This is a genomic window from uncultured Bradyrhizobium sp., from assembly GCF_947648125.1.
In the GTDB taxonomy this organism is placed as follows: domain Bacteria; phylum Pseudomonadota; class Alphaproteobacteria; order Rhizobiales; family Xanthobacteraceae; genus Bradyrhizobium.
Genome location: NZ_CANSMR010000048.1, coordinates 22,512 through 32,905, shown reverse-complemented (window position 1 = coordinate 32,905; position 10,394 = coordinate 22,512). Strand labels below are relative to the sequence as shown.

Here is a 10,394-nt window from a genome sequence, read left to right as displayed (position 1 = left end):
CGTCGATGAAGATGATGCAGGGCGCGTTCTTCTTGGCCTGCTCGAACATGTCGCGGACGCGGCTCGCGCCGACGCCGACGAACATTTCGACGAAGTCAGAACCGGAGATCGTGAAGAACGGCACGTTGGCTTCGCCCGCCACCGCGCGCGCGATCAGCGTCTTGCCGGTGCCGGGAGGGCCGACCAGCAGCACGCCGCGCGGAATGCGTCCGCCGAGCCGCTGGAACTTGCCGGGGTCGCGGAGGAATTCGACGATCTCCTGCAGATCCTGCTTGGCCTCGTCGACACCCGCGACGTCCTCGAAGGTGACGCGGCCGTGCGCCTCGGTCAGCATCTTGGCGCGCGACTTGCCAAAGCCCATCGCCTTGCCGGCGCCGCCCTGCATCTGCCGCGACAGGAAGATCCAGACGCCGATCAGCGCAATGAACGGCAACCAGGAGACGAGCAGCGAGACGAACCACGGCACGTTGTCGCCGGGCGCCTTCGCAGTGATCTGCACCTTAGCGTCATAGAGGCGCTTCACGAGCGTCGGATCGCTCGGCGCGTAGGTCTGGAAGCTGGTGCCGTTGTTGAAGGTGCCGTGAATCTCGGGCCCCTGAATCACGACGTCGCGGACATGGCCCTGATCGACTTCGGTGAGGAGCTGCGAGAACGAGATGTCTGAGGACGACGAGCGCTGGCCAGGATTCTGGAAAAGCGTGAACAACGCCAGCAACAGCAGGACAATGATGACCCAGAGGGCGAAATTCCGCAGATTGGCGTTCATGGTCTTCCTTCGTGGTCGCGCGGATCGCGGCCTCTCTCTAATCCTTGGGCAGGCTCTGTGGGAATCCCCAGGGAATCCATCCCGTCGATGCCCTACAATCTAGGTGCCGCTGGGGTCGATGCCAAGGGAACCACGCACGACTATTTACCGCATCCTAGCCCGATTCCCGGTCAAAAAATGACGCAGAATCCGGTGTTTTTCCGGGGTGGTTAAGCCTCCTTGCCGGATTATGACAGCGGTTGAAACAATCGAACCGGGCTCATCGGGAACGAGCCCGGCGAGGCGGCGCCGGACCGATCCTGATGCGGCCGGAGGCGACGCTGATGACCGCTCCGGCAAGCGTCTGTTTCAGCTTGGATTCGCGGTGCCCCAAGGCCTGATTGACGGCCTCATCGACCGCGGCGAGCAGGGTTTCGACCTTGCCGAGTTCGGCCGGCCCCTCATGTCCGGTGCGATCGATGGCGCGCTTGAGCAGACGGAGGCGGATCTCGTCCGGCATCACCGCGAACAGCGCCGCGTCGAAGCCCGCATCGAGGTTATCTTCGCTTTTCAACGCAAGATAGCGCTCGGCGCCGTCGACCAGCACCTCCAGCGCAGCGTTGGCGCGCGCGATCCGCGCGGCGAGCCGTGCCAGGTTCCGCGCGTCGCCGCCCTCCTCCGCCAGCAGCGGCATCAGCGCGCGCAGCCGCGGTCGCGTGAAGGACGGATCGCGGTTGGTCGGATCGTCGGCAAAGCTGATGCGCGCCTTCTTCAGCGTCGCGATCAACTGCGCCTTCGAGATATCGAGCAACGGTCGCGTCAGCATGACGCCGTCACGCTCGGTCTCGCGCGCCATCGCCGAGAGACCCGCGACGCCGCTGCCGCGCAGCATCCGCATCAACAGCGTCTCGGCCTGATCGTCACGGGTGTGCGCGGTCAGGATATGCGTCGCGCCGTGCTTGCGCGCGGCTTGCGCGAGCAGGCCATAGCGCGCCTCACGCGCGGCTGCCGGCACGCCGGTGCTGGGCTTGGGCCCGCTCCAGCGCAACGTGTGATGCGGCAGGTCGAGGCTTCGCGCCAGCCGCTTGACGTCGCGTGCCTCGCGGGCCGCTTCAGGACGCAGGCCGTGATCGACGGTGACCGCCACCAGCCGCGGTCCCTGCGCGAGCGCGCGGCGCCAGCGCGCGGCCAGCCACATCAGCGCCACTGAATCGGGACCGCCCGACACCGCCAGCACGATCGCCGGCGCGCGCGCCAAGCCTGCGAACAGGCGCTTGGCGTCGCTTGCCGGGATGGCGGATTGGTCGTCGGGCATCACAGAACCAGCGGGTCGCGGAAAGGCCGGAAGCGGCCTTCCCTTGCTGGTTTAGCACTTCACGCGCTTCTGCTCGCGGTCAACCGCAGCTTTGACCCCGCCGGACGCGCGCGGGTACTTCCGCGTGATCTCGCCGAAGGCGGCGCAAGCGGCTTCCTTTTCCTTCAGCGCCGCCAGCGACTGCCCGAGCCGCAGCAGCGCGTCGGGCGCCTTCGCGGACTTGTCGAACTTGGTGGTCACACCGAGGAAGGTTTCCGCGGCATCGCGATACTGCTGGCGCTGGAAATAGCTTTCGCCGAGCCAGTATTGCGAATCCGCCACCAAAGGATCGCTCGGATACTTGGTGGCGAAGTTCTTCATCGTCTCTTCGGCGAGCGCATAGTCCTTGCGCTGCATGTAGCCGATGCCGAGGTCGAACTCGTCCTTCGCCGTCGCCGACGGCGGTAATGTGGTCAGGGCCGCGCTCGCGCCGGGCGCCCGCTGCGGACTGGTGTTGCCGAGCTCAAGCGGCTCGCCCGCCCCGCGGCCGCCGGGCGCGCCGACCGCCGCATCGTTCTGCATCGGCATCTGGCCGCCGCCACCGAGCACGCGCGGCGCGCCGGGGGCATTCGGATTCTGGGTCGGATCGAAGGCATCGCCGCGGCCGCGGCGGCCGGGAGCTGCCGCCGGTGCCGGCTCCTGTACGATCGGCGCGGGCGCGGCGATCTGCTGCTGGTCGTAGCCGCCCTGCGGCTGCCGGCCATATCCCTGCTGCGGCTGGGCGTAGCCGGGCTGCGCCTGCGGGTACCCCTGCTGCGCCGGCGGCACCGCCGCGACACCGGGCTGGGCCGCCGGAGGCTGTCCATTCGGGCCGGGCGGCTGGCCGCCGAGCTGGCGCAGGCGCTCCTCGAGCTGGCGGTTGCGGTACTGCAGCTCCTCGTTCTGCCCGGTCAGCTGCCGCAGCTGGTTCTCCAGCCGCTCGATCCGCATTTCGGCATCGGAATCGTCGGATTGAGCAAACGCTGGTGCGGAAACGACGAACAGCGCCGCGATCGCCGCGGCGGAAGAAAGAAAATGTAGCCTGGATGACATTTTGCCCTGACGACGAGATCGACGTGAAAAGCGCGCGACTTTGAGAGACGGAGTACGCCAGAATTGTGACTTGCAGTTCAAATCCGGGACAGCGTCGCGGATACCGGTTTAGTACGGACGGTGGAACAAGCAAGCGGCCAATTGCACGCAGCTTCGTTCATCTTGATGAAGCCGGGGCGGGCTTTCATGCGGCCAAAACAAAACCGGCGCCCGAAGGCGCCGGCTTGGAAAACCCATCCAGGGTCACGTCAGGAGCTGGCGTTCAGCACGGTGACGGCGCGGCGGTTCTGCGACCAGCAAGAGATGTCGTTACAGACCGCGACCGGGCGCTCCTTGCCGTAGGAGATGGTGCGCATGCGGCTCGGGTCGATGCCGCGCGAAGCGAGATAGGCGCGAACCGACTGGGCACGGCGCGCACCGAGCGCGATGTTGTATTCGCGCGTGCCGCGCTCGTCGGCATGACCTTCGATGGTGAAGGAATAACGGTTGTAGGTCTGCAGCCACTGCGCCTGCTTGTCGAGGGTCGCTGTCGCCTGCGGGCTGAGATCGGTCTGATCGCTCTCAAAGAACACACGGTCGCCGACATTGACCACGAAATCCTGCTGGCTGCCCGGGGTCGCGGCGCTCGCCATCGCGCCATCGGCGCCCAAGCCGTTCTTGTTGGCGCAGGCACCCATCGACAACGCCACCGCCAGAACCGCAGCCAGCTTCATACCCTGGAGGATACGCATCTGATGTTTCATTCCGGAGCCTCCACGCTCACGCTCTTCGTACTGTCCATTGGGTCTACAGGGCGATGGTTAAGCGAACGTTCCGTCAACCTTGACGAGACCTTGCTAGAGCCGATCAAATGCCAGGCAATGGCGAAAAGCGCCCCCGATGGTTAATGGGTGGCAAATGTGGCGCGACGGTGAAAGGAAGGCAAGTTCGCGGGAACCGGCCGCTTTTGCAGGTCAATCTTGAGCCGGTCCGTGGCCGGTCGGCAACAGATCGTCGTGGTTTGTGCCAACGGAAGCGGCTGCAGTGCGAACAGAGGCGGCGGACTGATTCCCGGTCAAGAATTAGCAACGATCGAGGGACGCTCGAACCTGGCGATCGTCGCCTGTCGGGACACATGTTGGTCCCGCTCGAACAGCATGCGGCGCTCGAATACCGACGAGCGCATGATCGGAAAACGGGTCAGGACCCGTTCCCTCAGGGTCCGGAAACCCGACGCCATCAAGGCCACCTTCTTCAGCACGTTCGGAAACGAGCGCGGCTCAGCGATGGTCTCGTGCAGAAAAACCCGGCGGTAAAATGCCTGGTGCTCCGCCCGAACCACTGCGAGCCCGGTATCGGCGTTGAAATATTCGCACGCCAGATAGGCTAGCCGCAGTGACAGATATGGCAACTCCGGGAACCGGCGGGCCTTGTCGGGATCGGCGACAAAACGGGCCGGATCGATGAAGACCTCACCCTTGTCGAGACGACTGTGCAAAACATCGCCGAACAGCTCGGTCGCGTAAGACATCCGCGCGTCAGAGGTAAGGACATGAAGGCGGAGCGAACTGCAGAGTTCTCCGTCGACATAGATTCCGAAAATCCAGGCATTGGGCGCATCGTCATAGCGATCGCTGACGCGCCCGGATGCCGACGGCAGGATCAACCCGCCGTGCAGATAGGCCCGGTAGCGCATCAAATAGAGCTCGTCTTTTTCTTCGGGAGTTTCGATCAGGCGGTAATCGATACGATCAAACAGCCCGGCTCCGCGCACTATGGATGGAGTGCGCGGCTCAGCTTTCGGTATCATCTGCTACCCTCACACCGGCAACTTCCACGGGTAACAAGATTAACGGCTCCTTAACCGAATAGCAAAGCATTCGAAAGGTTAGGGTTAACCTTCAGCCGCAGCGTAACCCATGGTTGTGCCTGTGGAATCGTCAACTATCCTGAAGCAACCGCCGCGATGTGGTCGTCCGGCCTGCGGCGACCATGGGAGGCATTCAGCAGCTGGCGGATGCGTACAGCGGGGACCGGCCGGCTGAACAGGTAGCCCTGGGCTTCGGTCACCGCGCCGTCGGCGCTGATCAATTCGAGCTGCTCGTTGGTCTCGATACCCTCGACCACGACCGACATGCCGAGATCCGCGGAGAGCCGCGCCACCCCGCGCAGCAGCGTCAGCGGGCGGTCGCTGTCGATGCCTTCGAGGAAGGAGCGGTCGATCTTGACCTTCTGCAGCGGGAAATTGTGCAAATAGCTGAGCGATGAGTAGCCGGTGCCGAAATCGTCCAGCGAGATCCGCACGCCGAGCGAACGCAGCTGCGAGAGCACGTCGTGGGTCAGCTCCGTGTTGTGCAGCAACGAGGATTCGGTGATCTCGATCTCGAGGCGGTGCGCCGGCAGGCCGGAGACCTCGAGCGCGTAGCGGATCTCGCTCAGCACGTCGCGCTGATGGAACTGCTGCGGCGAGAAGTTGACCGCGACGCTGACCGTCTCGGGCCACTTCATGCATTCCATGCAGGCCTTGCGCAGGATCCAGCGGCCGAGATCGACGATCAGGCCCATGTCCTCGGCGACCGGAATGATATCGACCGGAGAGACCGTACCGCGCGCCGGATGATTCCAGCGCAGCAGCGCCTCGCAGGTCGAGATCTTGCCAGACTTCAGGTTGATCAGCGGCTGGTAGAACAGCTCGAACTCCTCGTTGGCGAGCGCCTTGCGCAGATCGAGCTCGAGGATGCGACGGGCCTCGACGATTTGCGCCATCTCGTCGCGGAAGAAGCAGAAGGTGCCGCGGCCGTCCGCCTTGGCGCGGTAGAGCGCCATATCGGCGTTCTTCAATAGCGTGTCCGCGCTGACGCCCGGCGCGGTCATCGCGATGCCGACGCTGGCACCGATCTCGACCAGATGGTTGTCGATCTTGTAGCGCTCGCTGAGTCGGTCGACGATGCGCCGCGCCAGCGCGGCGGCGTCCTCATGCGAATGGATGTTCTGCTGGAACACGACGAACTCGTCCCCGCCGAACCGCGCCACGAAATCCTCCGGACGCAGCATCTCGCGCAGCCGCTCGGCGACCGCGCAAAGCAGCTGGTCGCCGCAGGGATGGCCGAGCGTGTCGTTGACCTGCTTGAACTGGTCGAGGTCGACGAACAGCAATGCGGAGCGATGGTCGCCATGCTGCATGGTGAGCAGCCGGCCGATCTCGTCGCGGAAATTGACCCGGTTGGGAAGCGCGGTCAATTCGTCGTAGCGCGCGAGGTGGCTGATCCTGGCCTCAGCGTCCTTGCGCTCGGTGATGTCCTCGACCAGCACGACCGTGCCGCCGCCGGCCATCGGCTGGAACGTCCAGTCGAGCGAGCGATTCTTGGCGGGATCGGGATCGCTGGTAACGATGTCACCATGCTGCGAATTCTCGATCTCGTAGAGAATCTGTTGCGCGGCTGCGGCCGAGATCGAGCCGGACAGCACGCAGGCGTTGCAGATATCATCCGCGCGGGCGCCGCGCTGCACGAAATCATCCGATAGCTGCATCATCTCAATAAAGCGATGGTTCATAACCGCGAGCTGGCCATGGGCGCTGAACATGCACAGGCCGTGCGGCATGTTATTCAACGCTGTATCGAACTGGCCGGCGAGCGCCGCCTCGCGCTCGCGTGCCAGGATGGCCCGCATGAAGATTCTGTGCAGATTGGCTGCGGTCTCAATCAGAGCCAGAACAAATGCGAAGCTCACGATCGACATGGCGATGTAGTAGGGCGTGCCGCGCAGCGCCAGCGCGATCACCATCGGACCGAAGCTGAGCACGACCTGGAGCTGGAATATCCACTGCCGTCCATAGGCCCTGCCCGCGCCGCCAGCCACGATCCCGGTCGTGACCGACAGACAGATCATGTGAGCCACGGCGTCGTCGGAGCACAGCAGCGTCGTGGCGCCCCAAGTGCCAATCGCCGCGGCTTGCAGCATGGCGCCGACCTGATACCGCTTCTTCCACTGCGCGGCTTCCTCGGCCGTCAGGTTGAATTTGCGTTCGTGATATCGCCAGAGATCAAAGGCCCGGAGCGCACCGGCAGCGATCAGGAGCGCGACGCACCCCCAGACCAGGTCCTGTCCGGTCTTGAGCGCGGTCATGGCCGCCGCGATGGCCACGAAGATGAGGCCGGCGAGCAGCGGACCGGGCGTCTCGAACAGCGAATCGATCAGAGCCGCCGAAACCGACGGCGACACCAGCCGCTGTTCCGGCTCTCCAGTCTGACTTGTGAACTGCATCTGTGGGGCGCGCTTCACTGCTTTCGGATGTAGTAGTACCCACCCGAGGTGAAGTCTTTCTGAGGGAACATCGTTAGCGAGTCGTTGCCGCAGCCGCCGCGCGATGGAAATTCACCATAAAATTCAGTGCGCTAGATGAGAACCGCCGACCGGCTCGGGGGTTCCCCGGAGCAGGCCTGCAGCGGCTTACGACAACAACGGCGACCAGGCGGGATCGGACGCAAAGCCCGGCGTCGGCACCCGCAGTTCATTGCGCCCGGAGACGTCGATGGTGAACAGCGACGGACCGCTGTTGCCGCCGGGATCGCGGAAGAACATCACGACCCGCCCGTTCGGCGCAAAGGTCGGGCCTTCATTGTGGAAGCCCGAGGTCAGGATGCGCTCGCCGGAGCCGTCCGGCTTCATGATGCCGATAGCGAATTGCCCGCCGCCCTGCTTGGTGAAGGCGATGTAGTCGCCGCGCGGCGACCACACCGGCGTCGAATAGGTGCCGTCGCCGAACGAGATGCGCTGGGCCGCGCCGCCGGTTGCCGGCATCACATAGATCTGCGGCTTGCCGCCGCGATCGGATTCGAAGCAGAGCCGCGTGCCGTCGGGCGCATAAGATGGCGAGGTGTCGATCGCCGGCGTGTCGGTCAGCCGCGTCATCGATTTCGAGCGCAGATCCATCACGAACAAATTGGAGTTGCCGCCCTGCTGCAGGCTCATGATGACGCGCTGGCCGTCGGGCGAAAAGCGCGGCGAGAACGACATGCCCGGGAAGTTGCCGACGATCTCGCGCTGGCCGGTCTCAATGTTGAGCAGATAGACGCGCGGGTCGCCCTGCCCGAACTCCATGTAAGTGATTTCCTGGGTCGACGGCGAGAAGCGCGGCGTCAGCACGAGGTCCGAGCCGCGGGTCAGATAGCGCACATTGGCGCCGTCCTGATCCATCAGCGCGAGGCGCTTGACGCGGCGATCCGCCGAGCCGCTCTCGTCGACGAACACGACGCGGGTATCGAAATAGCCCTTCTCGCCGGTCATGCGCTCGTAGATCTGGTCGGAGATGATGTGCGCGATCCGCCGCCAGTATTCGGCCGAGGTGTCGTATTGCTGGCCGGCAAGCTGCTGGCCGGTGTTGACGTCCCAGAGCCGGAACTCCGCCTTCACGCGCCCGTTGCCCTGGCGCGTCATGCGGCCGGTCACCAGCGCCTGTGCGTTGATGCTCTTCCAGTTGTTGAAGTTCGGCGCCGCGTCGATGTTGATCTGCTTCTCGAGATAGGCGGCCTGATCGATCGGCGCGAACAAGCCGCTGCGCTTCAGGTTGTTGGTGATGACCTGCGTAACGCCGACGCCGACTTCAGTGTCGCCGGGAGTACCTGCGGAAAAGTTCGGGATCGCGATCGGGACCGGCGCGAACTCGCCCTCGGTGATCGTGATCCGCTTCTGAGCGGATGCGGGGCCAGTGAGACCACTCAGCATCACGCCGGCGGACGCCATACCGGACAGGATCTGCCGGCGGCTTGGACGGAACAGCGCTTCAGGCAATCGGGTCTTGTCAATCATCGCTCGAACTCATGCTCGTAAACAGTGGCCCGCATTCTCAGCTCTGCCTCTCGGTGAAGGCCGGCTCAAAGAACTGCCACTCCTCAAAGAAACCTGGAGGCAATCGATAGGGCTGGCACTCGATGATCGCGCGCAAGCCGCTCTCTTGATACACCCGAAGATAGGGGGTCTTCGCCGTTCCCACCACGACCGGCATGCCTTCCAGCGTGCCATCGCGCTTCAAATGGATTGAGAACACGGCCTCCGCCATCTGTGCCTCGATTCCACCGTAAGGCTTCTTCCAGCAGCGTTCGACCTGCTGCCGGAACATCGCGCCCCAGGTTGCGGAGTTGTCGGCGGCCTTGCCCTTCGCCGTGCCGAGCGCAGCGTTGGCGTTGAGCGCATCGCCGGTCGCCGCGGCCCGCGTCGGGTCGCGCTTGTCGAGCAGCGCTGCGATCTTGCTCTGATCGAACACGCGATCCTTTGGCTTCTGCTCCGGCGGCGGCTTGGCGGCCTGCTGGACCGGCTTCGGCGGCGGCTTCTTCTCTTCCTTCTTGATCGCTTCGGCGATCGGGTCGGGCTTCACCGGATCCGGCTTCTTTTCGACCGGCTTCGGCTCTTCCTTTGGCTTGTTCTCGACCTTCTTCGGCGGGTCCGGCTTCTTGTCTTCCGGCTTCTCGACCTTCGGCGTCGGTGCGGGGGCGGTGTCGGTCACAACCGGCGGCTTCTTCTCCTCGACCTTGCCGACGGTGTCATCGACCGGCTTGGCCTCGGCGACCTTGTCGACCAGCGGCTTCGGATTTTCCTTCTTGCCGTCCTTCTGGCCGGTCATGACATGGGAGAGCTGATCGGCGGAGATCACGTCGACCGCGACGGACTCTTCTTCGGGCATCACGTACGCCCTGGTCGAAAACGACACGAGGCCCCACCCGATCACGAGGACGTGCAGGGCGATCGATGCCGCCAGAGTCTTGTCGACCTTGACCTTCAAATCAGGCTTCCCCGTGCCTTGGCATGGTGGTTATCCGCCTTCCGGGATGATGACGATATTCGCCTTGAATCCCGCGGCCCGGACCTCCCCGAGCAATTTCATCATATCCGTGTAACAGACGTCCTTGTCGCCACGGAGATAGACCACTTTCTCGGCATCCGACCGGGCGTCCCCGATCGCCTTGATCTTGGCCGGAAAATCGGCGGCCGTGATCGGCGCGTCGCCCAGATAGAGCTCGACATTCGAGTTGCAGCCACCGCCGGTGCGCTTGACCGACAGCGTCAGCGGCGGCTGGTTCGACGAGATCGACTTGCCGCCGCTCGCGACTGGCAGGTCGATGTCGATGTTCGACGTCATCAGCGGCGCGGCGACCATGAAGATGATCAGCAGCACCAACATCACGTCGACCATCGGCGTGACGTTGATCTCGGCCATGACCGGCTTGCGCCCGCGGCGGCGTCTGCCACTTCCGCCGGACCCTGCCATGCTCATCGCCATGATCG

9 protein-coding genes are annotated in these 10,394 nt (G+C 64.3%); all 9 read right to left on the bottom strand.

Annotation, left to right across the window (positions count from 1 at the left end; genetic code table 11):
- A partial coding sequence (locus Q0030_RS38955; RefSeq protein WP_298379973.1) for an ATP-dependent metallopeptidase FtsH/Yme1/Tma family protein occupies positions 1 to 766 on the bottom strand: 766 nt, incomplete at its 3' end.
- A 259-nt stretch (positions 767 to 1,025) separates the two neighbouring features.
- Positions 1,026 to 2,060, bottom strand: coding sequence for a tRNA lysidine(34) synthetase TilS (gene tilS, locus Q0030_RS38950; protein ID WP_298379970.1), 1,035 nt, complete (start codon positions 2,058 to 2,060; stop codon positions 1,026 to 1,028).
- A 51-nt stretch (positions 2,061 to 2,111) separates the two neighbouring features.
- Positions 2,112 to 3,131: a tol-pal system protein YbgF gene (gene ybgF / locus Q0030_RS38945; protein ID WP_298379967.1), complete on the bottom strand. Its 1,020-nt coding sequence runs from the start codon at positions 3,129 to 3,131 to the stop codon at positions 2,112 to 2,114.
- 248 nt (positions 3,132 to 3,379) lie between these two features.
- Complete coding sequence (gene pal, locus Q0030_RS38940; protein WP_173638919.1) at positions 3,380 to 3,874, bottom strand: peptidoglycan-associated lipoprotein Pal; 495 nt, start codon at positions 3,872 to 3,874, stop codon at positions 3,380 to 3,382.
- Between the two features lie 311 nt (positions 3,875 to 4,185).
- Positions 4,186 to 4,920: a hypothetical protein gene (locus Q0030_RS38935; protein ID WP_298379963.1), complete on the bottom strand. Its 735-nt coding sequence runs from the start codon at positions 4,918 to 4,920 to the stop codon at positions 4,186 to 4,188.
- Positions 4,921 to 5,054: 134 nt separating this feature from the next.
- Entirely contained in the window at positions 5,055 to 7,376 is a 2,322-nt protein-coding gene (locus Q0030_RS38930; RefSeq protein ID WP_298379960.1) for an EAL domain-containing protein, read from the bottom strand.
- A gap of 186 nt (positions 7,377 to 7,562) precedes the next feature.
- A complete protein-coding gene (gene tolB, locus Q0030_RS38925) occupies positions 7,563 to 8,921 on the bottom strand; it encodes a Tol-Pal system beta propeller repeat protein TolB (protein WP_298379957.1) in 1,359 nt (452 codons plus the stop codon).
- Positions 8,922 to 8,958: 37 nt separating this feature from the next.
- On the bottom strand, positions 8,959 to 9,891 hold the full coding sequence (locus tag Q0030_RS38920) for a cell envelope integrity protein TolA (protein WP_298379954.1): 933 nt from the start codon (positions 9,889 to 9,891) through the stop codon (positions 8,959 to 8,961).
- Positions 9,892 to 9,921: 30 nt separating this feature from the next.
- A complete protein-coding gene (locus Q0030_RS38915) occupies positions 9,922 to 10,389 on the bottom strand; it encodes a biopolymer transporter ExbD (RefSeq protein ID WP_092123450.1) in 468 nt (155 codons plus the stop codon).
- Positions 10,390 to 10,394 lie beyond the last annotated feature (5 nt).

Excerpts from the sequence above, each read along its gene's own strand:
- tilS (WP_298379970.1), bottom strand. The coding sequence starts at position 2,060 with ATGCCCGACGACCAATCCGCCATCCCGGCAAGCGACGCCAAGCGCCTG.
- ybgF (WP_298379967.1), bottom strand. The coding sequence starts at position 3,131 with ATGTCATCCAGGCTACATTTTCTTTCTTCCGCCGCGGCGATCGCGGCG.
- pal (WP_173638919.1), bottom strand. The coding sequence starts at position 3,874 with ATGAAACATCAGATGCGTATCCTCCAGGGTATGAAGCTGGCTGCGGTT.
- Q0030_RS38935 (WP_298379963.1), bottom strand. The coding sequence starts at position 4,920 with ATGATACCGAAAGCTGAGCCGCGCACTCCATCCATAGTGCGCGGAGCC.
- Q0030_RS38930 (WP_298379960.1), bottom strand. The coding sequence starts at position 7,376 with ATGCAGTTCACAAGTCAGACTGGAGAGCCGGAACAGCGGCTGGTGTCG.
- tolB (WP_298379957.1), bottom strand. The coding sequence starts at position 8,921 with ATGATTGACAAGACCCGATTGCCTGAAGCGCTGTTCCGTCCAAGCCGC.
- Q0030_RS38915 (WP_092123450.1), bottom strand. The coding sequence starts at position 10,389 with ATGGCGATGAGCATGGCAGGGTCCGGCGGAAGTGGCAGACGCCGCCGC.